Raw genomic sequence first — 24,865 nt, forward strand, 5'->3', positions numbered from 1 at the left:
GGACCGCCAATTTGAAATAATGATACCCTTACGTTACGGGTAACTCAAGGCGATGTTGAGGAGCATCGAGCTATCCGTACAAGCATCCTGGAGGAGGATCGAGATGCTTGCGGAGGCAAGAAGAAACCTGTTTTTCAACGGGATAAATAAGCATTTCGGTGGCACCTACGCACTGCGGAATGTCTCTCTGAATATCGAACGAGGCGAGGTTGTCGCCCTGCTTGGAGAGAACGGCGCAGGCAAGTCCACACTGATCAAGATTTTGGGCGGCATTCATCGCCCCGACGAAGGGCAGGTCCTGATTGACGGCCAGCCCTATGAACATCGCCCCGGCGGTTTTGGCCAGCGGCAGTCCGTTGCCTTTATTCACCAAGATCTTGGCATGATCGAATGGATGACCGTGGCCGAGAATATCGCGCTGGCGCTGGGCTATGCCCGCAAAGGCGGGTTGATCCGGTGGCGCGAGGTCGAGAATTTTGCCGCCCGCGCCTTGGCCAAGGTTGGTTGCGACATTGACCCGACCACCCGCGTTCAGGACCTGTCGCGGACCGAGAAATCGCTGGTGGCAATTGCCCGTGCTTTGGCCGTCGATTGTGACTTTCTGGTGCTGGACGAGCCCACGGCCTCTTTGCCAGCCGATGAGGTGGAGCGTCTGTTCGAAGCCTTGCGTCCGCTCAAGGATCAGGGCGTTGGCATGATTTACGTCTCGCACCGTCTGGATGAAATCTTTCGCATTGCCGACCGCGTCGCTGTGCTGAGAGACGGCGAATTGGTGGGGATGCGCGATATCGAGCATACGACCCCCGAGGAACTGGTCTACATGATCGTGGGCCGCAAAACGCGGCAAGTGATGAAGCCCGTGACAGAGGCCGGTCCGGCGCTGCTGACCGTCTCTGATCTGCATGTGGCCGAGGCGGGCCCCGTCGATTTCGCGCTCCACCGCAACGAGATCGTCGGCATGGTCGGGCTGCGCGGGGCAGGGCACGAAGCCGTATCGCGGGCGCTGTTCGGGGCGGCTCCCTTTTCCGGCGAAATCCGCCTCAACGGGGAAAAGCCCAACCTGACCTCGCCCGAGACGGCGTTGAAATCGGGGATCGGCCTCGTGGCCCGCGACCGGACCGAGGAGTCCGTCGCCATGTCCCTGACAATCCGCGAGAACACCTACCTTAATCCGGCCTCTGTGGGGCGTAAGCTGTTCTCGTTTCTGACACCACAGGATGAGACGCGGCTGGCCGAAAAGATCGGGGCCGAGGTCGCGCTATCCCCCAACGACCAGTCCATGGCGATCGAGAGCCTGTCTGGTGGGAACCAGCAGAAGGTCGTGATCGGGCGGTGGCTGGAAAGTGGCCGCAAGCTGCTGATCTGCGAGGACCCGACAGCAGGGGTCGATGTCGGCGCCAAGGCCGAGATCTATGCGCTTTTGAACAAAGCTATGGCGGCAGGGGTCGGCATTATCGTCGTCTCGACCGATTTCGAGGAAGTCTCGCTGATCTGTCACCGCGCCATCGTTTTCAGCCAGGGCCGGATCGTCGGAGAACTCTCCGGCCCCGCCCTAAGTACCGAAAATCTAATTCAGACAGCCTCCGCCTCGAATGCGGTCGCCCCTCAAGGAGCCAGCCATGCCGTCGCTTGAGTCCAATGCCCTCGAACCGACACGGGCCGAACTGCGTAATGCCGACACGAAAACCCGTATGCTGCGTTTGCTGCCGGTTTATGGCCTCGTGATCCTGACCGCGATCCTGATTGCGGCCTTCTCGATCCTGCTGCCGACGACCTTTCCGACGATGCTGAACCTGCGTGCGATCATCTCGGACAAGGCGATTATCGCGCTGCTTTCGCTTGGGGCGATGATCCCGATGGCAGCGGGCCGCATCGACCTGACCGTGGGCTATGGCATCGTGCTCTGGCACATTCTGGCGATCTCGCTTCAGACCATGCTTGGGCTGCCTTGGCCGGTCGTGATTGTGATCGTGCTGGCGCTTGGGCTGCTGACCGGCTTTCTGAACGGCATGTTGGTCGAGGTCGCCAAGATCGACAGCTTCATCGCGACCCTTGGCACCGGCACCGTCCTGTATGCGCTTGCGCTGTGGCACACAGGCGGGCGTCAGATGGTTGGTGCGCTGCCTGACAGCTTCTACGCGGTCAACGGGACCTTTATCTTTGGCCTTCCGATCACGGGCTTTTACGTGCTGGGGATCACCCTGATCATGTGGCTCGTGCTCGAGTTCACGCCGATCGGTCGCTATCTCTATGCGATCGGCGCCAACCAGCGCGCCGCGCAGCTGAACGGCATCCCGACCCGCAAGTTCGTCATCGGCGCCTTTATGTCCTCGGGCTTTATCACCGCCTTTGCGGGCGTGCTGCTGGCATCGAAACTGCGCATCGGTCAGGCCTCGGTCGGGCTGGAGTTTCTGCTGCCCGCTCTGGTGGGGGCATTCCTGGGCTCCACCACCATCAAACCGGGCCGGGTCAACGTATGGGGCACCATCATTGGCGTGACCATTCTGGCGGTCGGCATTTCCGGCATTCAACAATTCGGCGGGTCCTTCTGGGTCGAGCCGATGTTCAACGGCGTCACCTTGCTGATCGCAATCGGCATCGCGGGATACGCCCAACGGCGCAAGGGCGCCAAAAAATAACGAAGAGTTTCTGGGAGGAGAGAATGCTCATGCGTAGATTTATCAGTTCGATGTCGACGATTGCCATGATGGCAGCCATTGCGTCGCCGGTCTTGGCCGAGACGGCCTTTGACGGGCCCAGCACCGGCCCCAAAGCCGCCGAAGGCAAGTCGATTGTCGTCGTGGCCGGCGATCTGAAAAACGGCGGTATTCTGGGGGTCACCAACGGCGTGGAGGAAGCCGTTGCCAAAATCGGTTGGGGCCTGCGAGTGCTGGACGGCGCAGGCTCGATCCAAGGGCGTACCGGGGCGATCGGGCAGGCGATGGCGCTGAAACCCGACGGGATCATCATCAACGGCTTTGATGCGGTGGAACAGCAGGCGGCCTTGGAAGAGGTCGTAAAGGCTGGCATCCCGATGGTGGCTTGGCACAGCGGACCCAAGATCGGCTGCGATGCCCCTGGCGGCATTTTTGCGAACGTTTCGACCGATGCGATGGCTGTGTCCGATGTGGCAGCCGATTGGGCGATCAATGACGGTGGCAAGGATGTTGGCGTGGTGATCTTTACCGACTCCACCTACCAGATCGCCATCGACAAGGCGAACGAGATCAAAGCCACCATCGAAGCGGGTGGCGGCACCGTGCTGGAGTACGTCGACACGCCCATCGCGGAAACATCGTCGCGCATGGGGCCCCTGACCACGGGCCTGCTCCAGAAGTACGGCGCGAAATGGACCCACGCTTTGGCCATCAACGATCTGTACTTCGACTTCATGGGGCCTGCGCTGGCCTCGGTCGGGGTGCCTAGCGCCGATGCCCCCAAGGCTGGCTCTGCGGGCGACGGGTCCGAAGCGGCGTTCCAACGCATCCGCACGGGCAACTATCAGTCGATCACGGTTGCCGAGCCGCTGAACCTTCAGGGCTGGCAGTTGGTGGACGAACTGAACCGCGCCATCTCGGGCGAGGCGTGCTCTGGCTACATCACCACGCCTGCCTTGGTTACCCAAGACGGGCTGGCCAAGATGGGGGACAGCAACAGCTTTGATCCGGACAGCCCCTATCGCGAGGCTTACGCTGGGCTTTGGGGTAAGTGAGGGCTCCTCGGAAAGGATGCCACCGTCCTTTCCATCCCCTTTCGTGATCCGCACTAGGGCAAGCTATTTCGGAGATCGAAGGAGAGAGACTCCGGCAGGTGGACACATCGGCCGGAGGTCGGGCCCTTTTCCCCAAGGGGCCCGACACTCTGTTTGACGGGCTCATCGCCCGGCGCGTGCGAGACAGTGAACAAGGAAGAAGACAGATGTTCGGACTGCTAGAAGGAACCGGCTTCGAGGTGATTGCCCCCGAATTCGGGGAGTGTGTGATCGGCCATGCGCGCGTTGAGCGGCTCTGGACCGGCGCGCGCTGGTCCGAGGGGCCGGTCTGGTTTGCCGCGGGCCGTTATCTGCTGTGGTCCGATATCCCGAACAACCGGCTGATGCGTTTCGACGAAACCGACGGGTCGGTCTCGGTCTTCCGGCAACCCTCGATGAATGCCAATGGCAATACGGTTGATCGCCAAGGGCGCCTTGTCACATGCGAACACTTGACCCGCCGCGTCACCCGAACCGAGCATGATGGCTCTATCACCGTGCTGGCCGACGCATGGCAGGGTATGCGGCTGAACTCGCCCAACGACGTGGTGGTGAAATCTGATGGCTCTATCTGGTTCACCGACCCGAGCTACGGGATCATGATGGACTACGAAGGCGAGCGGGCCGAAAGCGAGATTGGCGCGTGCCATGTCTATCGGATCGACCCCAGCAGCGGCGAGGTTTCAGCGGTCGCGACCGATTTCGTCAAGCCCAACGGGTTGGCGTTCTCGGCAGATGAACGCACGCTCTATATCGCGGACACTGGCGGCACCCACGAGGCAGGCGGCCCGGCCCACATCCGCCGCTTTTCCGTCAGCGAAGATGGTTTGGGCCTTTCGGGGGGCGAGGTTTTTGCGGACTGCACAGCTGGTTTTTTTGACGGTTTCCGGCTGGACCAAGGGGGCCGGATTTGGAGTTCGGCGGCGGATGGCGTTCACTGCCTGAACCCCGCAGGCGAGTTGATCGGCAAAATCAAAATTCCCGAGATCGTTGGAAATGTTTGCTTTGGCGGGGCAAAACTGAACCGGCTCTTTATCGCCGGAACGACGTCGCTCTATTCGGTGTTCCTGAACGTGAACGGTGTTTCGCCGCTAAAACGGCCGGGGATGGGATAGCTCATCTTGGTGATGATGTAGTACTGTTCCCCTGATGCTAATTGTCCTAGATCGCTCATCTTGTGAAAATTCTGCGGTGCCTTAATCCCAAACACCATGAAGAAGAAACATTTTAGCTAGAGTATCATGAATGACGCCATTTGGCGCCTTCAAAGGAAATTGGTTCTTTCAGGCAGTTTGCAATCTGATCCGCAATGCGTTTGATACGCCCGATGGTGCTGTCCCGTCTGAATTGCTGCCAAAAGCATCCCCTTGCACGGTCTCCCTCGAATTGAGCACCCAGCGTCTTCGCCTACCATTCGCAAGTGGATTTAGGGGAGATGACAGATGCGGGCGAATAGACTTGAAATCGCATTGGACGGGTCGAGCGATTACGACACTCTGTGGGGAACGGATTGCTGGGACGATGGCGGATGGTTGGGCTATTTGAGCATCTATGACGAAACGGTCGGCAACCATCTGATTACGACTACATTGCTCAGTGGGTCTGATTGGTCGATTTCGGCGCTCCGGTTCGGGGCGGAAACTTTGAACACCGCAATCATCCGCGATATTGACGATGGCCTTGGGCGCAATATCCATTACCTGAAGCTTGGCGATAATTCTGATGTCGTTCTGGAAACGACAAAAGTGCGGTTTATCGAGGGGTATGACGGTGATTTGCATGACGTCACCCTTGGCTCCCAGAATACCAAAGCGATCACGCTCGAGGCGGACGTGAACCGCGTGATCACGGGTTCAGGATACGTCGGGGAAATCGATGTTGATGGGGACGATACGGTGACCGTGGGCACCGGTGGGGCAGGCCTGATCAAAGTGCGCGGTGGCGTCAATTCGGTGACCGTGACCGAAGGCTATGTCACGTCGGTCGCATCGTTTGTGGAGGCCAGCAATACCATCAACATCAACTCTGGTGGGATTGACCAAATTACCCTGTCAACGGGCCAACATTCCATCACCGTCGATGAAGGGAACGTGGGTGGGCTGACCGTCTATAGCGACGGCACCACCAATCTGAGGATGACGGACAGCACCGTTCAGCAAGCCTCCTTGGGATCGAGCGATGATACCGTCACTCTGGACGGCGGCTGGATGGGGACCCTGCGTTTGCGAGACGGGCATGACAGCCTGACGATCACAGGTGGCGCCCGTATGGGGACCGTGAGCAGCTTTGGCACCAGTGACGTTGTCGTCAAACGGAACTCCACCCTGAACTACGTCGAGGTCGAGGGGGATGCCGGATTCGATGTGCGCGACACCAGTCGCATTTACAGCATCAAGGCCAACAATGGGGATCAGTCAATCACCACGGACGCCGGCAATATCGAGACGATCGCAGGCTATAACAGCAACATGACCATGGATATCGGGTCCGGCGGGGTTGCGCAGATTGCTCTGTTCGGGAACTCTGACAATGCCCATGAGATCCATTCCGACGGCTGGATCGGATCGCTGTTGGTGTACAATGACGCTCTGGTGGATGTGACGATTGGCGCAGAAGGCGCAGGCACGATCAGCCTGTCCGGAGCCGATGACACAGTGACCACGGGTGGTGGCTATGTCGATACCATTCGCACAGGCGACGGCGCAGACACGGTGATCATGGGGGCAGGCGGCATCGCCACGGCATCCTTGGGGAGCGGCGATGACATCATTAAGGTGACCGAAACCGACCCTTCCTACTTGTTGACTGTCCGGGGGCAGGCCGGCAGCGACACCATAGATTTTTCGTCCTTTGATGCAAAGCTGACCTTTTCCCTGAGCAAAAACGGGGCGTTCCAGAACTTTGCCGCGCCGCGGGCGGCGGCGGATGTGGACGGCGGGGGCTGGCTGCAGGCCATCAGGATCGAGAACCTTATCGGGGGATCGAATAGCGACAAGCTAACTGGCGACGCAGAGGATAATGTCCTTCGCGGTGGCGGTGGCGGCGACGTTCTAAAGGGCAGCAGCGGCGCGGACACCCTGATCGGGGGAAGCGGATCTGACAGGCTCTTTGCCGGAAGTGATCGGGATACCGATGTCTTTGTCTTTGAGACAGCGGACGACAGCTCCACCGGGCGGCGGCGCGACCAAATCCTGCAGTTCGATAGTGGAGAGGATTATATCGACCTCAGCGACATCGACGCTGACCTGCGAGCGAGCGGCAATCAGAGTTTCGATTTCGCTGCCAGTGCGTCGGCCAATAGCGTTTGGGTCACCGATACGGGGCGACACATTTTGGTTTCCGCCGATGTTGATGGCGACCGCAGAGCTGATTTCGAAATCCTGATCAAGAATGTGGGGTCATTACAGGAAGACAATTTTATCCTGTAGCAGTACGAAACTCATTTGTGAGTGGCCCGAATGTGGCAGCCCCATTTTTGAAACTCCGATTGGGACTTTCTTTGGCAGATGCAGGCCACGCGCCGACTATTCGGGAATTCACGCGGCCCCTGTGCGGATGATACTGCCCTTCCACGCCAAAGATAGCCTGCCTGTCGCCACAAGATGATCTGCCGTCGGGTACCCTTTCAAGGATGAGGGTGCTTCTGCGCCCCAGCCAGAGGAGGGCGCGCCATGCAGAACGGATCACTTGATGACATGGTTTACCAGCTACGTCATGGCTATTTCGAGTGGAGCGGTGGGGTCGACGGGCATTGGCGCAAATTCAATTTCGGCAGCAGTGGCTGGTTCCCCAAAAACAACAAGATCAAGGTCCATTTCGACGAGGATGACCCGATCCCTCAGGAGATCAAAGACATCGTCAAAGACTCCTTTCGCTATGTTGCGGATGTGATGAATATCGATGTCTCCTTCAAGGTCGGCGATGGCGACGACGGGGATGTAAATATTCATCGGGTCGATGACTGGGACGCCTTTTTCGGGGGGACCGAATTTGCTGCGGCTTCGGCGGATTTGGGATTGGGCCTGCCCTTCACCGATCGTGACCACTATCAGGATCATCCGGATATCAGCTTTGAATTGTCCGCGTTCGATCTGGATGATCCCTACAGTGTGATGGAATACCGAAGCGTTTTCATACACGAATTCACCCACCTGCTGGGGCTGGGGCATCTGGGGGACTACAACGGGACCGTTTCGTCGAGCGAACGGGTGTTCAGCAATGACAGCCGCGGATACTCGATCATGTCCTATGTCGCGCCGAACCAGTTTGAACCGGGGATATTTGATTTCAGCAGTCGTCCGTGGACCTACCGCGAGGTCGATCTGCTGGCGCTCGATATGCATTACAATATCGATTTCAGCATGGAGGAGGAGGCCACCCGCTGGGGCTTCAACGGCAATGTGAGCCACAGTTTCATTAACGAAAACTTCGACCTGCTCGAACAGCAAATGATCGAAGTGGGAGGAATTGTCGTACCGGCCCTGACGATCATCGACACCGGCGGAGAGGATGAACTGAATCTGCGGTCCTCGGCGGCGGCGTTCAATTTCGATGCCGTCCTTGATCTGAGATCTGGTCAATACTCCGACATTCTGGGCGGTGTGAACAACCTCTGGATCCAGCAGGATTCAGTGATCGAGAACGCCATAACAGCGGGTGGCGCGGACCATATCACCGGGAACCGTGTCGCCAATGAGATCAGCGCAGGCGGGAATTCCGACACGGTCCTTGGCGCGGGGGGCAATGACACCCTTTATGGCGAGGATGGCGCGGATAGCCTTGAGGGTGGCGCTGGGCGGGACGAGCTGTGGGGCGGCGCTCAGGATGACACGCTCTATGGCGACGGCGGGGGCGACAGGCTCTATGGCGGCGATGATGCGGACTTGATCGAAGGGGGTGGCGGCAACGACACCCTCAATGGCGAGGAGGGTCTTGATACGGTCTACGGAAACGCAGGTAAGGACAAAATCTATCTGGAGGACGGCGGGAATTTCTATGGAGGATCCGGCAACGATACCTTCTGGATCAATGATTTAGGCGCGTTCGCTTACACGGTGGATGGCGAGACCAACAAAGATATCCTCCGCTTTGCCACATCGTCCTCAAGCGCGGGCTTTTTGCTGGATATGACCACCCGCCAGGTGACCAATCTGCTGACGGGCAATTCGGCCGTCGTCAACTATGCGGGGCTTGAGCAGATCAAAGGATCGGTGGTGAATGACATCTTTGTCGTCGACGAGGACGCGGCGAATGCCTTTACCGATCTGAATGGTTATGACGGCGAAGACCACATCACTGTGCTGACCAGTACAATCAGGGTAAACGGTGGCGATCATGCGGATGACCTGATTGTCGCCGCAAGTGGCGCGTACGTGCGCGGCGGCAAGGGCAACGATAACTTTGTGATCGAAGGAGTGAATGCCAGTATCGGGGGCCAAAGGGGGCGCGATGTCGTGCTGTTCGATGCGTCTACCGATGTCGGGGTGTCCGTGGACACGGGATTGGGGCTCTACGGCTACGGACAGACACTGGCCGAACTGACCGAGGAAACGTCCGGCGATTTTTCTGGCTTCGTACGGTACAACACGGGCACGAACCTGACCTTGACCTTCAACGGCTCTAACCGCCGCGACGTCGTGTATGGCGGCGACCTGAATGACGAGATCACGGGGAATGGCGGCGCTGACCTCTTTCACGGCCAAGGGGGCGAAGACACCCTGTCGGGCGGTACTGGCGCCGACATCCTGTACGGCGAGGGGGGCGCGGATACGCTCTATGGCGGGGTCGGGGATGACACGCTCTATGGTGGGGGCGGCAGCGACTGGATCGAGACTGGCTATGGCGATGACAGCGTCGAGGCCGGTTCCGGCGATGACACCATCATTTGCGGAAGCGGCTTCGAAATGCTGCGCGGCGACGACGGCGATGACCTTTTCGTCGTCGAGACCGGCCAGAAGCAAATCAACGGCGGCTCCGGTGAGGACACGCTGGAATTTCTGGGCAAACTGGACCGCATTGTCGATCTGGGGGAAACCAAATACAACGACGAGCTCGGTCTGACCGTGGATTTCGTCAACATCGAGAACGTGATCACTCAGGACGGGACGGACAGTATTACAGGCAACTCTGCCGATAACCTTCTGATCGCCAATGACGGGAACGACACGCTCGAGGGGCGCGGCGGAGACGACACGTTGAATGGGGGCGCGGGCGCGGATCTGGCGGTTTATCAGAGCGGGAATGACATCACCGTCGACCTGACCGAAGGCGTCGCCACCGGCGAAGGCACCGACACCCTGATCGGGATCGAGGACGTGACTACCGCGAGCGGCGATGATGAACTGACCGGCAATGACGAAGACAACGTGTTGACGGCGAATGACGGCAACGACCTGCTGGCCGGGAACGGCGGGAATGACCGTCTGTATGGTGGCACCGGAAATGACACCGTGCTGGCCGGAAATGGCGAGGATACCGCGACCGGTGGCGAGGGTTATGACACCTTAGGCTTTGATGAGGGGCTCAGCGGGGTCATTTTCAGCTTGGCTGTGAGCACGGCGCAGGACGTGGGAAGTGGAAGCATCACCGCCTCAGGCTTCGAGGCCCTGCTAGGCACGGACGGACACGACGAGTTGACCGGAGACAACGACGACAACCTGCTCGAAGGGCAGGGCGGCAACGATACGCTTGTGGGTCTTCGCGGCTCTGACGTCATCGACGGCGGGGCGGGCCGAGACAGCTTCATCGCACTCTCCGGTGACGGGGATGACATCTACGATGGCGGCGGAGGCAGCGATTGGCTCGACTTTTCCTTCGGCGAAGAGGCTGTGGACATCAAGCTGTCGCTCGGGGAACAAGACTTGGGCTCCTACGGCACCGACAGCTGGGTGCGTATCGAGAATGTCCGCGGGACCAAATTCGGTGACAGCATTGTCGGGGATCCCAATGACAACGCCCTTGAGGGCGGCAAAGGCAATGATCTGTTGGCGGGCGGCAAGGGCGCTGATGACCTGAATGGCGGCGTGAATGACGACACGCTTTGGGGAGAACTGGGGAACGACACTCTTACCGGCGGCCGAGGCGCGGACACTTTCCAGTTCAAAAGCGGCCACGGTCAGGATCTGATCGCCGACTTCAATGGCAAAGAAGGCGATGTCATCGTTCTGAGTGGAGTCGAGCACTATGATTTTGAAGTCATCGGCGATTGGCTCAGCCTGCGCTACGGCGAAGAAGACTGGATCAGTTTCAAATCGATCGAGGACCCGGATGCGATCATAGCCAATCTTGAAATTCTATGAACTGGGGGCGTCTTAGCATCTCGTATAGTTTTGGTAGGGTCAGTATTCATCCGAATTGATGACGGAAGCCGCGAACGCGAAGGCAGAGAGAGACACCTTGGGGCGTCTATCATAAGGTGTCGCGATACGCTGCCGGGAGCGACGTCTTCGAAAACTTCTACAACCCGAAGCGCAAACACACAAAAAACGCATCGCTGTCGCCCGTTGACTTTGAAATCAGGCAGCAGAAACCAAGCAAGGCGGGTGTCTAGCAGGTCGCTGAAATAGTCGTTTCTGCGGAACACTTTCCTCGGATGTCCGTCGTGCTTTTCCCCCTCTTGCGCCGTTGTGGCGCTTCCAGCTGGCCCTCGGGCGTCTCACATGGCAAGGAGTTTCGGCAATCTGGCGAGATTGCCTGCGGCCATTGTCATGATGAAGCGGGCGCGTACATGCTCGATGCCGCGCAGCATCGTCTGCGCCATGCCGCCTGTGGTCTTGGCCCAGCCGAAAGTCTCTTCGATGCGTTTGCTGTGCTTGAGGGAGAGGACGTATCCGGGATGTCGTGTCGTTCGGCTATCGATGGCGGAATGTCGGCGCTTCTGAGCGACATGAGGTGTGACACACGCCTGGCGGAGATCAGCGACAAAGCTGGCGACGTCGTAGCCGCGATCCGCCCCGAGGGTCAGGCGCCGGGTGGAGCCCGGCGAATGTCGATGGATCATGTCCAGTGCCGCGCGGCGTTCGGCCGTGCCATCGGCCCGGGTGAGATCGGCCTGCACGATCAGACCGGCCCGGTTTTCCATCAAGGCATGGCCGATGAAGCAGAGCATCGCACCGGTGCCGGGTGACTTGCGATAGAGCCGCGCAGCAGGGTCAGTCGTCGATGCATGGGTGGCGTTCGAGCGTTTCGCGCGGCGGAAGTCGACTTCGTCATTGCGGCTGCGTTGGGTCGGGCGGGTCATCTTGGGCGTCTCGGAAGATGCGGTGCTTTCGGTGGTCCGGGTATCGCTCGGGCCGGGCGGGCCGCCTAGATCATCATCGCCCGGGTGATCGTCTGGCGCCTTCGGCTGGAAACTCTTCATCGAAGCCCAGGCTTTGATGAGCGTGCCGTCGACCGAGAAATGATCCTCCGACAGGAGAGGCGCCACCTGTGCATGCTCGAGGATCGCGGCCATGACCTTGCGCGACATGTCGGTGTTCAGCAGCCGATCGCGGTTCTTCGTGAATAGGGTGGGGACCCAGACGCTGTCATCGATCCCGAGCCCCACGAACCAGCGGAACATCAGGTTGTAATTCATTTGCTCCATCAGCTGCCGCTCCGAGCGGATCGAGAACAGAATCTGCAACAGGCTAGCCCGGATCAACTTCTCGGGCGCGATCGAGGGGCGGCCGAAATCGGTGTAGAGCGCGTCGAAATCGGCATCAAGGCTGTCCAGTGCCTCGTTGACCACCCGACGGATCAGCCGCAGCGGATGGCGCCCCGGAATGCGGGAATCCAAATCAACGTAGCTGAAAAGCGACCCGCTTGCTTTGTCCGATCCCCGCATGACGTTCTCCCTCGGTCGATAGCCAGAAGGGAGAACCATGTTCTTCAAACGTGCGCCAGGCCCGGCTTCTTCAGCGACCTGCTAGGCTCTTTGCGTGAACCTTGAAATATAACGGACGGCACATCGGGCCGTCCGCTCTATCATCGAAGTTTAAATCAGCGCTCTTGACGGTGGGCGATTGTCATCGCCACGACGATCAGAGCGATCACCGAGAGGAAACCGAGGCTGGTCAGGATGGTTCCAAACCCCATGCCGCCGTAGTCTGTCGGCTGGGAAAGTAGGTCTCCGAAGGACGCGCCAAGGGGGCGTGTCAGAATATAGACCAGCCAGAAGGCCAAGATGCCGTCCAGCCCGAGAAAGAAGTACCCGATCGCCAGCGACGCGATAACCGACCCAAAGAGGATACCGGACGCCAGATATCCCAAGGCAAATTGTTCGGCCACCAGATCGCCCGCAGCGGTGCCGAGCGCAAAGGTGAACAGGATCGCCAGCCAGTAGAAGGTCTCGCGCTGGGTGTTGTCGACGTCGTGGATCGAGAGGGTGCCTTCTGTGGCGAACCACGCGGCGAAGGTGCCCGCGAGCAGCAGGGAAAAGCCGATCGTGCAGGTCACAAGACTGACCCCAAGATTGTCGACAAGGTTATCGGTCAGGAGCGTTCCGACGACCGAAATCAGCACCACGTTCAGCCAATAGGTCCAGGGCACATAGCGGCTGCGCGAGAATTGTAGCGCCAAGGTTCCGATCAGGATGACGCTCATCATCATCGAGGTGGTCGAAAGGCCAAGGCCGAGGTTGACGTTCAGATAATCGGCGGCGGTTTCCCCCATGGTTACGGCCATCAGCTTGATCAGCCAGAAGGCAGCCGTGACTTCGGGCACTTTGTTCAGCGGGTTGGGGTTGGACCCGTCGATCAGGTCGGAGCGGGCATAAATCGAGGTCATTTGGTCACCTGTGCGGGGGCAAGAAGGGCAAGCGCCTGAGCGGTGAAGGCATCGGCACGGCGGTCGTCATCGGCGTTGCAACGCTCTAGTGCTTTGGACTGCAGGTCAGAAATTTGGGGCTGGGTGTCGGCAGAAGTGCGCCCCGCCGCGATACCGTCGCGCAGGTCCGTCAGCATCACTTCGCAGGGCAGCGGATGGCCGGCCGCATCGCTGACAGCAATCCCGTTCAGCAGTTCAGCGGTGCTCACGGGCGCGAGGCCAAGGGACGGGTCAGCCAGCGTGGCCTGTAGTTGAGCGAGCGCCTCGTCCACATGGGCCCCATCCGGTTGGCCGGTGCGAAGCGCCGAGAATGCAGCGTCAGCCTTGTCGTCCACATTCCCCCACAGCAGCGGGGCCTTGGGGCGCAAGGTGGCTTCGGCGTCATCCCACGCAGTTTCGAGGTCGGTGATGCGGGTCTCGGCTGCGATGAAATCGCCGGTCTGTGCGATCTTTTGCGTGTCGGTGACGATGGCGGCAAAGGCCGACATATCCCCTAGGGTTGCGGCAGGGGCCAGCAAAGTGGTTGTGACACTGGTGTCTATGGCTTTGGGGGCGATGATATAGTGCTCGACGCCCGAGAATACGGCCACCGGCAGAGCGATTAGCGCGGTGGCAAGCAGCAATTGTTTCATGAAGTGGGTCCTCACCCGAAATTGCGATGAGGCCTTCATGATCCCCGATATCTGCGCGCGTCTGACGGCAAGGTTGGGAAAGCGTAATGTGACGGACGTGATGATTACGGTTAATCAATGCGGGCGTCATGCAATGCCAAATCCTGCTCAACATCTGACTGACACGAGGCCACGGCATCCCGCCGGCCCTGAACAGGAGTTAGATCCATGAAACGTATCATCGCTATGTCCCTCATCCCCGCAACATTTGCTGTAGGTCTGGCAGGAACCGCTTGGGCAGGCACCGATCACACCGAGATGTCCGACGCTCAGGAGGTGCAGGCAGCCATGCAGAGCAGCATGAACCTGACCCAAGCCGTAGATGCGGCGCAGTCGCTGACCGGTGGCACCGCGCTGGCGGCCGGTTGGGAGAATAACGATGCTGGCCTCTGGGGCTATGAAGTCGAGATCGCCGATGCCGCAGGAACGGTGCAGACCTGGTTTGTGAACCCTGCAGATGGCTCGGCCGAAAAGGTCATGGAAACGCAAGATGACCATGACGAGACCGACGAGCAGGACGATGACTGACACCGACTGCGCAAATCGTTAACCTTGTGGGGCGGCGGGCAAAACCGGCCGCCCTTTACCACTTTATCCCCTTCGGAGGCCCCATGCATATTCTGGTGATCGAGGACGATCCGACAACCGGCGACTACATCGCCTCGGGGCTTCGGGCCGAAGGGCATGTTGTCGATTTGCTGGACAATGGCCGCGATGGTCTGATGCAGGCGATGACCGGCAGCTATGATGTGATGGTTCTGGACCGCATGGTCCCCGAGGTGGACGGCATGTCGATCCTGCGCACACTGCGGGCCTCAAAGAAGCCTGTTCCGGTTCTGCTGCTGACCGCTTTGGGCGGGGTGGATGACCGGATCGAAGGGCTGAACGCGGGCGCCGATGACTATCTGACCAAACCCTTCGCCTTTGGGGAGCTTTCGGCGCGCCTGACGGCGCTGTCACGCCGCCCTCCGCCAAGCGATGAGCCGACGATCCTGAAGGCCCTTGATCTGGAGATGAACCTGCTGACCCGCAAGGTCACCCGCGGGGGACAGACCATCGACCTTCAGCCGCGCGAGTTTGCGCTGCTGGAGCATCTGCTCCGGCGCAAAGGGCGCGTGCAGACCCGGACCATGCTGCTGGAAGGGGTCTGGGATATTCACTTTGACCCGCAAACCAACGTCGTCGAAAGCCACATGAGCCGCCTGCGCACCAAGGTGGATAAACCCTTCGAGGTCACCCTGATCGAGACGGTCCGAGGCTCTGGCTACCGGATCGCCGAATGAAGACCCTGCGTTCGACCCCACTGCGGCTTTCGGTGCTGCTGATCGCGGTGTTCACCCTGTTCATGTCCGTCGGGCTTGCGATGGCGTTCTGGGTGATGCGGGATGCGTTGGCTGCGGACATCACCCTGCGCGCAGAGCAGGTGATCGAGGATTTGCGCGCCATCCCCGAACCCGAAGAGCGGCTGGAACGCGCGCACGAGATCATCTCAGCCGCCGATCCAAGGGCTATGCTGCTGCGGCTGACGATCGGGGATCAAACGGTCGGCAGCGTCTCGGACCTGCCCGAAGGCATCATCGATGCGGACGCCACTGCCCTGCCGGAGCCTATCGCGGACAGCTATCTTGTGCGCCGCGCAGATCTGGCCCCCGGTGCGCTGCTGGTCGCCGTCGGCCGCGATAGCGTGGCAGAGTTGAGCGAGACATTCGTGGCGATCCTCGGGTTTGCTTTGCTGCCTGCGTTGATGCTGACCTCTGCCATCGGGATTGTTGTGGTGCGGCGCACCAGTGCCCGCGTTGAGGCGATCCGCGGCACGCTTCACACGCTTGCTGGCGGGACTTTGACCGCGCGGGTTGGCAGCCCCCATCCCGACACTGATCTGGGGGACATCTCGCGCGATCTGGACCGCATGGCCGAAGCCCAAGAGGCCGCCACAGGTGCTTTGCGCCAGATCGGCGCGGACATTGCCCATGATCTGAAGACCCCGATCCAGCGGCTGGCGGTCCGTCTCGAGGCGTTGGGGGATACGGATTTGCCGGAGGATGCCCGTGATCAGCTGGATCAGGCGCGCACGGAAACGGCGCAAATCATTGATACCTTTCAGTCCCTTCTGCAAATCGCGCAGCTTGAGGGCGGGCAAGGCCGCGATACCTTCGGGCCCGTTGATCTGGGGGCTCTGGTCGCTGACATGGCCGAGATTTACGACGCCTCGGCCGAGGATGCAGGCATTCACCTGACCCATGCCCTGAACGGGCCGCTGCCCGTGACCGGGGACCGCAACCTGCTGTCACGCCTGATCGCCAACCTGATCGAGAACGCTTTGCGTCATGCTGCAGGAACGGACATCCATCTGGCCGTCATTGGGCGGACGCTGATCGTGCGGGACGGTGGCGCGGGCATTCCGGCAAACCAAAGAGACGTTGTCCTGCGCCGTCTCGCGCGGCTCGAGGCAAGCCGATCGACCCCTGGTTCGGGCCTCGGGCTTGCTATGGTTAAGGCCATCGCGGATCTGCATGGCGCGCCCCTTGCGCTTGGGGACGCCAGCCCCGGTTTAGAGGTCAGGATCGCGTTTCCTGACTGAATGGACACGGGGCAATATATCGAAACGGAAAACGCCGGCGGACCCATCGTCCACCGGCGTTTTTAGTCACCCATGAGATGTTCAGGACGCCGGATTAGTCCGCTTGTTCCGCTCCGCCCGGGTCCTTTTCAACGGTTGCCTCAACGGCTGCCTGACCGGTGGCTTGCAGGGTGGCCGTCACATGCTTGCCCGCCATCGAGGTCAGGTAGATCGAGTTGGGGTTCGCCCTCAGGTGGCCGGGCATGGTGCCTTCGTCCACGTGGATGCGCGCTTCGCCGCCTGCGGGGATCAGAACCGCGGGACGCACGACATAGGCTTCGGTCACGCCGCTGTCGTTGTCGGTAAAGGTATAGAACAGCGTATAGTCGGTCAGGTCCGCGCTGCCGTCGTTGAATACCTGTAGTTCGAGATGATCAGGGGCGTCTTTCTTGGCCACGGGATCAACATTGTTTTCAACCAGCAGCTCGCCAATGCGATAGGTGGCTGCGGCACCACCCTCAGCAATAGGGCTCGGGGCGTTGATGGCGTCACTGTCGGCCAGATCACCGATGCCGTCGCCGTCAGTATCCGCGTTCATCGGATCGGTATGCAGCAAGGGTTCGGCGATATCGGGAATACCATCGGCATCCGCATCGGTGTCAGCCGCCAACGCGGGCGATAGCGTGCCGATTAGCAGCAGAATGGCGAGAGCGGGGGAAAGCGTCTTCATGGGTCAGGTCTCCTTGGTCAGACGGTCGGGGTCAATCGGGCGCAGCAGCACAAGGCCGCCGAAGCCGAGGGTGAAGAAAATCAGGAACAGCAGATCGCCGGATTTTTCGGTCAGGACCGGACCAAGGGGCTTGCCCGTGTAGGTGTCCTTGATCCCGAGAACCGCAAAGGTGAACCGCTCGAAATGCTTGGTGACAGAGGCCTGCTCGATGCCGCCGCGGATCGTTTCATAGGTGGCAAAGCCGGCTTTGATGCGGTCCTGTTCGGCTTTGGGGACAGACAGCTGCGCATAGATGCCGCCTGCGACTTGGTTATCGGGGTCCATCGTATCGCCGATCTGCGGGGCCACGAGCACGACCAAAAGCCACAAGGCAAATGCTCCGATCAGGCCCGCCACCGGAGATCGCGCCCACAAGGACAGCCCGAACCCCAAGGCATAAAGCGCCGACAGATACAGCACACCTGCGCCCCACGTGATGGCCAGACGCAGCAGATCGTCCGTAGTTAGCCCGACGCCCGATACCACGGGCAGGATCAAAGCGGTGACGACAAACACCACCCCCAGAGAGGCCATAGCCAACCCCACGCCCCCCGCCAGTTTGGCCGCCAGATAGCGCCAGTGTGCCAAGGGACGGGTCAGGATCAGTGCCAGCGTTTGACGCCCGCGCTCTGCCGCCGCCGCGCGATACCCCGCCACAAGGGCGATCACGGCCCCCATGATCTCGATCTGCTCGATAGTGCCGCGCAGCAGCTTCAAGGGGTATAACTCGGGCGCTGCGATTGCCGAGGTGTCTTTGCCCAGTTTCAAAAGCAGCGCCTTGGCTTGAGCATAGGTGGCCGCATCCCCGTGCAGCGCCATCGCGCCCGTCACCAGAGAGGTCAGCGCAGCCACCGTCAGGGCCAGCGTGGCAATCAGGACAAAGCGGTCCCGCAACGCTTCGCGGGCATCGCGCAGGCCGATGGTGACCATCTGCGCGGTGGGGGACAGGGTCTCAGGCATCTAGGCCTCCGTTCGGGTCAATGGATTGATTGGCCCAGAGGGCAAAGGCGGCGCTGGCACATGTCGCCAGCCCCAGGTCCAACACGGGCAGCGGTGCGCGCGGGGGCAACCCTTCGGGCAGGTAGCCCATGATCTGCGCTTCGGCCCAACCAAAGGCCTCGGACAGCGACAGCGGCCCCAAAAGACGTGAAAGCACATGAAACACCGGCGTGTCGGGCACGGACGCCAGCGCAGAGACCGGATTGATCGCGGCGGTCGGGTTCACGTTGCCGGTCAAGGCAGGCAGCACAAAGGTGATTGCCAGCCAAATGACCGTCGCCGCCAATAGCCCCGCCGCCGTTCCGGGCAGGCGCGCTGCCAGTCCCAACGCCAGCAGGCCAAAGATCGCGATATAAAGCCAACCCAGCGCCAGTGCTTGGGACAGCGCGATCCAGTCGGCTTGGTGCATCTGGACGGGCAGTGTCTGCAGCGCAACCACCGCGACGATTGCGGCCACAGCCATCAATCCACCCGTCGCCGTGATCAGAGCCAACACCCGCCCTCGGGCCACGGCCTGCGGGGTCGCGGGACGTGAGCCGATCAGTGGCAGTACGCCGGCACGCCGGTCTGCTTCGACCAGTGCTTGGCCGATCACGATGGCCGCAAAGGCCCCAAGGAAAGAGACATAGACCGGCAGGTTTCGCAAACTGGCCAGCGGCGGCGCCTCGTGCAGCGGGTTCGGTGGGATCACCCCGCCTTGGTCAGTCAGCCACACCACCGCCTGCCCATAGATCGCGTTCACCGTCTGGGTCGCGCTCCAGCCCAGACAGGCGGAGACCGACACCATCACGGCAAAGATCGCCGCCAGCAGCAAGACGCCACGATCGCGGATCAGACCGGACAGCGCCTGCCGTACAATCACGCCTTCGGTCATGCGGCCTCTCCTTGGCGGGCGACCCCGACATAGAGCTCCTCGAGTGCGCGTTCGTCATACCCGTCCAAGGCTGAAATGCTGTCGTGGAACACCAGACGCCCCTGCGCCAAAACGCCGATCGAGGTGCAGCTGCGGGCAACTTCGCTCAGCAGGTGGGTGTTCATGAAAATGGTCATGCCGTTGTCCCGCAGACGATCAATGACCTCTCGCAGATGACGCACGCCCATCGGGTCAAGGCCCGAGGTCGGCTCGTCCAGAAACAGGACCGAGGGCGCGTGCAGGATCGCTTGTGCCAACCCGACCCGCTGGCGCATCCCCTTGGAAAAGGTGCCGACGCGGCGATCTGCCAGATGATCAATGCCCAGAAAATGCAGTGTTTCGGCAACGTGTTCTTTGGCAGCTTTGGCCTTTAGCCCGGACAGACGGGCAAAGAACATCAGGTTCTCCTGGGTGGTGAAGCGGTCGTAGAGGCGAACGTTTTCTGGCAGGTAGCCAATCGCGGACCGCACCTTGAGGGGGGCTGACCTGATGTCGTGCCCCGCCACCGAGGCCGCCCCGCCTGTCGGCTTGAGCAAGGTTGTCAGCAGGCGGATCGTGGTCGTTTTGCCCGCGCCGTTGTGACCCAGAAATCCGAACACCTCGCCCTGCGCCACGCTCAGGGTCAACGGATGCAGCGCGGTATGATCGCCATAGCGAACCGACAAATCGCGCGTGATGACGGCGGGAGGGGTCTGAGGATCAGGCATCGGCTTTCCTTTTTGCGAACCGTTGCCGATCAATCGCACCCGAAAATGCCCCGAAGCGTTGCCCAGACATTACTGATCGGTAATGTCTCCACTTTTTTCAGGGCCCCATCGGACAAAACAAAAGTCCCGAAGGAGGGAGCCTTCGGGACTGGATGGTGCCGTGTCCTACGAGATCAGAGGTAATTATGCGGTTGCGTGATCTGCCTCTGTGGTGTCGCCAGTGGTCGGGTTCATCGCCTTTTCGCGTAACTCCGACGCGCGCTTTTCCGCTTCGGCCAATAGATGCGGCCCGACTAGGCGGACGGCCAGCGCAATCACCAAGCCCACGACCAAAGCAAAGCCCATTGCCATCAGGCCAAATCCAAAACTGGCAAGGACGACCAGTGCAATCAGAACCTCGGCCATCCATTCTTTCATCCGTTTCATTTCAAAGTCTCCTTTTTCATCGGGTGTGACTTGAAGGTGGGAGGGCGAAAATGGGTTTGCATGACCGGCAGATTAAAGATCGGTAATTTTCGAAAGCGTGCCGCCTGCGCAGGGGCGCTGCAAATGCCCAGCAAGATGCATCGCGCATCGAACCAAGGATTACAAATTCGTAAGGTTCAGGTCAGACGCCGCGATATTTAGGCACGTACTCCGGTCGCACTTGGCCATGCACAATCCGGAGGGTTTTCTGATGAAACTGAACTTCAACGCAGTGAGTTCTGCCAGAGATTTCGCGACCTGCTCCCTGTTCGGAAGCGGTCACACGCGCCTTTCGGAGGTTCCGGCCAAGTATAAAACCACGGGATATGATCAGAACTTCGATGCCGACACGCTCTGGGTGGATGCGGTTCACGTAAGAGGAAAAGTTGTTCTGGTGTGCCCGCGGCTGAACAATTTGAGCACCATTCTGAAGACCGCGCGGTTCCGTTTGGACAATATCCGCGTCGATGCGAAGTTTCGGGAATTCAAAAGACACGCCTTAATTGAATTGCCCGCGCAATACCCTCCTCAAAAGGTGTCCGTGCGCATTGGCAACTGGTGCGCAGAAACCGAAGTCAATGCCAGCGACACCGAAACATTCCGCTCGCACAACGTTCTGCTTACTTTGTCAAAGGATAATTCTCTGGAATGGATTCATGATTGGGCAAAATTCCACGCCCATCATCAAAATGCAGATGCGGTTCTATTTGTGGATAATGGCTCCGCAGGCTATGGCCCCAAAGAGATCGAAGATGTTCTTCGAAAGGCCGGAATTCAAAAGGCAAAAGTCCTGAGCATTCCCTTGCCATATGGCCCCCGAGGAGAGCGCCCATATTTGCTTTGCGATCAGTTTTTGCAGACTTGCGTCATGAACATCGCGCGTTTGCGGTTTTTGTCCAAGGCCAGGGCGGTTCTGAACTGTGATATCGACGAGTTGGTTCACACAAACGGGCTGAATGTCTTTGATCAGGCACACCAATCCAAGTTCGGATTTGTCAGGTTTGAAGGCAGTTGGAGATATCCGTCGCCAACATTGCAAGCCGAGGCTCGGCACTCGGACCACACATTCAAACGCGAGGAGGCCAAACCATGCCCGGCAAAATGGTGTATTGTTCCTGATCGCTTGCTTGGTGCGCTTCAATGGCGTCCTCATTCACTTGAGCATTTGCCATTCTCTGATTTGTTCAAAAGTCGGACGGCCGAGTTCTGGCATTGTCGAAGCATATCGAATGACTGGAAGAACTACGGCCGATTGCAGCCCAAGAACAATACAACCCTCGATCCATCTTTCGAATTGGCCTTCAATGGCGTTTTGAGATCAAATGCTCGGCAGGAATGAAAAACGCGCGTTCTTACTTAAGATCGGAACTCATCTGTCCGAAAATCAGACGTGCCGACCAAAAATGGACCTAGCGGGATCTGCCCTTCGCAATTTCTTTATCCTCACGAGCGTCGGGCACCAAGGGTGTATTCTGCTTGTTCTCTTCTTTCGATTTGTTCCGCCGCGCTGCAAATCTGGTGCAGGCGTCGAACAACCAGTTCGACGCGCCACTTCGCAGCATCAATTCGCTGGGGTCAAAGTCCGCTCAGGGCCGGGAATGACGTCTGCCGACTATGAGCATACGCTTCTGGCGCTGCGCCGCCGCAGGTCCGCTCTCAGCCCTTTCTGCCGGTCGCCGTCGACTTGTGCTTGCCGCGATTTCAGAACCCTTTGAGAAGAAGCAGACAAGCGGCAACGCTATTTTGATCTTATGCTGTACTCAAAAACAGCCCAGCCACAAGCACAGGGGCTTTGTCGACACAGATCTTGCTTATGACAAGAGCACTGCAACGGGTAGCCTTCCAAAACAACCAGAAAGCGTTTGACATGTCATCATGATGCTCGCGAAGGTTGTATCATTGTTAGATTCAATCTGGGGAGAATGCACTTTGAAGGAATGCGATCTGGTCATGAAGGGTGGCACCACGTCAGGTGTCGTTTATCCCCCAGCGATAGCCCTGCTAGGAAAGCACTTTCGCCTGAGGTCCGTAGGCGGAACATCCGCCGGAGCAATGGCTGCAACTGTCGCGGCTGCAGCTGAATACCGAAGGCAGACTTCGGATGGACGGACGGACGCCAGCGGATTTGCAATGGTTGAAGCGCTTTCGTCTGAGCTTGGCGACAACCTTACCAGGTTCCTCCAGCCGTCAAAGGACATGGAACCGCTCTTCGACGCGATACTCGACTGCTTAGACTTGAGGGCGGATCCAGAGAATAAGCCCTCTATGCCGGATTATATCAAGACAATTTGGCCGCATCTGAAGCCGTATAGGAAAAAAGCCGCTCGGAACGGGTCCTTGATCGCCGGAGGCAGTGCTGTCGCAGGTTTTGCAGGTCTAGGTTTTGGCCTCGGTGCATTAGGTGTTTTTATCGGCGGCGGCTGGTTTCTCGGTCAGTTGGCCTATTCCGCCATTTGTGGTGTTCATGCCCAGCTTAAGGCCAACGATTATGGCATGGTGCCGGGTACATCACAGCGGGACGGCATGGTGGATAACGGGATAAGTGATTGGTTGGCACGGAAGATTGACGAGATTGCAGGCATTGCCGGGAGCGGCAAGCCGCTGACGACTGGCGATTTGGCAAACGGTCGGGGAGATCCCGACGGCTCTGGGAAGGAGAAGCCGGGGATCGCATTCGCGGCCATGACGACAGACCTGACGTCGCAGCGGCCCTTCAGATTGCCCATGATGGTGCCGGAGCTCTATTTTTTTAATCCCGCAGAGTTCGAAAGGATCATTCCCAAGAATGTGGTCGATTACATGGTAAGCATTGCTGTGGGGAAGAGAATTGAGGGCCCTGGGGGGAAGGACTTGTTTCCAATGCCCACAGGCGGCGATTTCCCAGTCGTCTTGATCGCGCGCATGTCGCTCAGTTTTCCGATCCTACTGCAGGCCGTGCCCCTCTACCGAAAGGACCATGGTGCCAAGCCAGGCGAGGAATGGGTACGCTGCCTGTTCTCGGATGGCGGCATCGCCTCCAACCTTCCAGTCCACTTCTTTGACGCATGGCTCCCCTCGCGGCCGACCTTTGCGATCTCGCTTGGTTCAATCAACGAGGGCGCCGGAGACGACGCTACAGATCGTCTTGTCTTCGAGCAGGGCAAGTGGCCGCGGCGCAAGATGAAAGTGAACCTATTCAAAAACGTCGTTGGCTTCTTTGCTGCGATCGGAAATGTCGCCAAGGACTGGCAAGACAGCCTTCAGAGCGAAGTGCCTGGGATGCATGAGCGTATCGTAACGATCAGGCTCAAAAACAAGGAGGGCGGCAGCAATATCAACATGACTGGTGACACCATCAAAAAATTGCAAGGATATGGCCTTGCCGCCGCCGAGAAGCTGGTCAACGACTTCGACTATAACGAACATCGTTGGCGCCGAGCACTCTGCCTTCTTCCTGAGCTTGAGAAAAACTTGATCGGAGTGGCGAAAGTCGTGAATGACAAGACGTCTACAAGCTATACCGACCTCGTCAGACAGCATGTCTCGGAGACATACCCAAACACCTCTGAAGTTAAGGAGCAGGCCCTGTTACCGTTGCTCAAAGACCTCGCGGAACTAGGGGAAAAGATCGACAAGAGATCGAAGACGAACCCCGGCAACGGATCTGAGTTCAGGGTTGGGGCAGGAAATCTTCCTGAGTACGATGCCCATGTCCGGATAGTAGCCTCTCCGGACTTTTCTCCGAGAAACGGCCTCGGTGCCGGGGCGGGTGTTTAAATTGTGTATCTGGAGAAGCGATTCCGCAGCGCAGAGTTTCTGAGTTGCGACAACGTTCCTTAAAACAGCCTGACCCTCAAAGATGCACGTGAGCTACCCCCCGAAATTCGGACACTTACATAAGCTACTATTTGCAGTCTGCTGATCTTCGACGAGAAGGAGATCAGAGATGTCGAAGCGGAAACAGCATGCGCCTGAGTTCAAGGCGAAGGTCGCGCTGGAAGCCCTAAAGGGTGAGGAAACGGCCGCCGAGCTTGCGAGCCGGTTCGGCGTGCATCTGTTACCGGCAGGTGATTGCGAAGCAAACACCGAGAGGCGACGATGATCCATCAGTGGAAGCGCGCTCTACTCGAAGGCGCTTCTGGCGTCTTCGAGCGCGGGAGCAGCAAGAAGGCTGCGATTGATGAAGAGCAGGTGAAGGTGACCTGCCACTGAACATTCATCCAATGGCGATATGAGCCTGAAGGGTG

At 59.2% G+C, this 24,865-nt stretch carries 20 protein-coding genes; 12 read left to right on the plus strand and 8 right to left on the minus strand.

Annotated elements, in window-relative coordinates; translation table 11 throughout:
• Positions 1 to 103: 103 nt before the first annotated feature.
• From HJ536_RS10420 to HJ536_RS10445, 6 genes are all read left to right on the plus strand, one after another.
• Positions 104 to 1,633, plus strand: a complete 1,530-nt coding sequence (locus HJ536_RS10420; protein WP_177157640.1) for a sugar ABC transporter ATP-binding protein — start codon at positions 104 to 106, stop codon at positions 1,631 to 1,633.
• On the plus strand, positions 1,620 to 2,639 hold the full coding sequence (locus tag HJ536_RS10425) for an ABC transporter permease (RefSeq protein WP_177157641.1): 1,020 nt from the start codon (positions 1,620 to 1,622) through the stop codon (positions 2,637 to 2,639). Before HJ536_RS10420 ends, HJ536_RS10425 begins: the two co-directional genes overlap by 14 nt.
• A gap of 29 nt (positions 2,640 to 2,668) precedes the next feature.
• Positions 2,669 to 3,712: a substrate-binding domain-containing protein gene (locus HJ536_RS10430; RefSeq protein ID WP_177157642.1), complete on the plus strand. Its 1,044-nt coding sequence runs from the start codon at positions 2,669 to 2,671 to the stop codon at positions 3,710 to 3,712.
• A gap of 206 nt (positions 3,713 to 3,918) precedes the next feature.
• Positions 3,919 to 4,866 (plus strand): SMP-30/gluconolactonase/LRE family protein, encoded by a 948-nt coding sequence (locus HJ536_RS10435; protein WP_177157643.1) that lies wholly within the window; start codon positions 3,919 to 3,921, stop codon positions 4,864 to 4,866.
• 327 nt (positions 4,867 to 5,193) lie between these two features.
• Positions 5,194 to 7,179: a M10 family metallopeptidase C-terminal domain-containing protein gene (locus HJ536_RS10440; RefSeq protein ID WP_177157644.1), complete on the plus strand. Its 1,986-nt coding sequence runs from the start codon at positions 5,194 to 5,196 to the stop codon at positions 7,177 to 7,179.
• Between the two features lie 243 nt (positions 7,180 to 7,422).
• A complete protein-coding gene (locus HJ536_RS10445) occupies positions 7,423 to 11,049 on the plus strand; it encodes a M10 family metallopeptidase C-terminal domain-containing protein (protein WP_177157645.1) in 3,627 nt (1,208 codons plus the stop codon).
• Positions 11,050 to 11,405: 356 nt separating this feature from the next.
• Here HJ536_RS10445 and HJ536_RS10450 read toward each other — a convergent pair whose 3' ends face one another.
• The 3 genes from HJ536_RS10450 to HJ536_RS10460 form a co-directional block, all read right to left on the minus strand.
• Positions 11,406 to 12,575, minus strand: a complete 1,170-nt coding sequence (locus tag HJ536_RS10450) for an IS5 family transposase (RefSeq protein ID WP_177157646.1) — start codon at positions 12,573 to 12,575, stop codon at positions 11,406 to 11,408.
• 155 nt (positions 12,576 to 12,730) lie between these two features.
• Positions 12,731 to 13,516, minus strand: a complete 786-nt coding sequence (locus tag HJ536_RS10455; protein ID WP_177157647.1) for a COG4705 family protein — start codon at positions 13,514 to 13,516, stop codon at positions 12,731 to 12,733.
• Positions 13,513 to 14,187: a hypothetical protein gene (locus HJ536_RS10460; protein ID WP_177157648.1), complete on the minus strand. Its 675-nt coding sequence runs from the start codon at positions 14,185 to 14,187 to the stop codon at positions 13,513 to 13,515. The genes HJ536_RS10455 and HJ536_RS10460 overlap by 4 nt, the downstream gene beginning before the upstream one ends.
• Positions 14,188 to 14,394: 207 nt before the next feature.
• On the opposite strand from HJ536_RS10460, the gene HJ536_RS10465 reads away from it, so the two are divergent.
• The 3 genes from HJ536_RS10465 to HJ536_RS10475 all read left to right on the plus strand — a co-directional run bounded on the left by HJ536_RS10465 (position 14,395) and on the right by HJ536_RS10475 (position 16,807).
• Entirely contained in the window at positions 14,395 to 14,754 is a 360-nt protein-coding gene (locus tag HJ536_RS10465; protein WP_177157649.1) for a hypothetical protein, read from the plus strand.
• Positions 14,755 to 14,837: 83 nt separating this feature from the next.
• A complete protein-coding gene (locus tag HJ536_RS10470; RefSeq protein ID WP_176853163.1) occupies positions 14,838 to 15,509 on the plus strand; it encodes a response regulator in 672 nt (223 codons plus the stop codon).
• A complete protein-coding gene (locus HJ536_RS10475; RefSeq protein ID WP_177157650.1) occupies positions 15,506 to 16,807 on the plus strand; it encodes a HAMP domain-containing sensor histidine kinase in 1,302 nt (433 codons plus the stop codon). The genes HJ536_RS10470 and HJ536_RS10475 overlap by 4 nt, the downstream gene beginning before the upstream one ends.
• Positions 16,808 to 16,901: 94 nt before the next feature.
• Here the strand turns inward: HJ536_RS10475 and HJ536_RS10480 are convergent, their stop codons facing one another.
• From HJ536_RS10480 to HJ536_RS10500, 5 genes are all read right to left on the minus strand, one after another.
• A complete protein-coding gene (locus HJ536_RS10480; RefSeq protein ID WP_177157651.1) occupies positions 16,902 to 17,516 on the minus strand; it encodes a hypothetical protein in 615 nt (204 codons plus the stop codon).
• Between the two features lie 3 nt (positions 17,517 to 17,519).
• Positions 17,520 to 18,515: an ABC transporter permease gene (locus HJ536_RS10485; protein WP_177157652.1), complete on the minus strand. Its 996-nt coding sequence runs from the start codon at positions 18,513 to 18,515 to the stop codon at positions 17,520 to 17,522.
• Positions 18,508 to 19,428: a hypothetical protein gene (locus tag HJ536_RS10490; RefSeq protein WP_177157653.1), complete on the minus strand. Its 921-nt coding sequence runs from the start codon at positions 19,426 to 19,428 to the stop codon at positions 18,508 to 18,510. The genes HJ536_RS10485 and HJ536_RS10490 overlap by 8 nt, the downstream gene beginning before the upstream one ends.
• Complete coding sequence (locus HJ536_RS10495) at positions 19,425 to 20,174, minus strand: ABC transporter ATP-binding protein (RefSeq protein WP_177157654.1); 750 nt, start codon at positions 20,172 to 20,174, stop codon at positions 19,425 to 19,427. The genes HJ536_RS10490 and HJ536_RS10495 overlap by 4 nt, the downstream gene beginning before the upstream one ends.
• 183 nt (positions 20,175 to 20,357) lie before the next feature.
• On the minus strand, positions 20,358 to 20,600 hold the full coding sequence (locus HJ536_RS10500; RefSeq protein WP_176853169.1) for a hypothetical protein: 243 nt from the start codon (positions 20,598 to 20,600) through the stop codon (positions 20,358 to 20,360).
• 250 nt (positions 20,601 to 20,850) lie between these two features.
• Here HJ536_RS10500 and HJ536_RS10505 point away from each other — a divergent pair, with 250 nt between their 5' ends.
• From HJ536_RS10505 to HJ536_RS10515, 3 genes are all read left to right on the plus strand, one after another.
• Positions 20,851 to 21,978, plus strand: a complete 1,128-nt coding sequence (locus HJ536_RS10505; RefSeq protein ID WP_177157655.1) for a hypothetical protein — start codon at positions 20,851 to 20,853, stop codon at positions 21,976 to 21,978.
• Between the two features lie 713 nt (positions 21,979 to 22,691).
• A complete protein-coding gene (locus HJ536_RS10510) occupies positions 22,692 to 24,395 on the plus strand; it encodes a patatin-like phospholipase domain-containing protein (RefSeq protein ID WP_338082429.1) in 1,704 nt (567 codons plus the stop codon).
• 169 nt (positions 24,396 to 24,564) lie between these two features.
• Complete coding sequence (locus HJ536_RS10515; protein WP_177157657.1) at positions 24,565 to 24,720, plus strand: hypothetical protein; 156 nt, start codon at positions 24,565 to 24,567, stop codon at positions 24,718 to 24,720.
• Positions 24,721 to 24,865 lie beyond the last annotated feature (145 nt).

Source organism: Donghicola mangrovi, assembly GCF_013377535.1.
Classification (GTDB): domain Bacteria; phylum Pseudomonadota; class Alphaproteobacteria; order Rhodobacterales; family Rhodobacteraceae; genus Donghicola; species Donghicola mangrovi.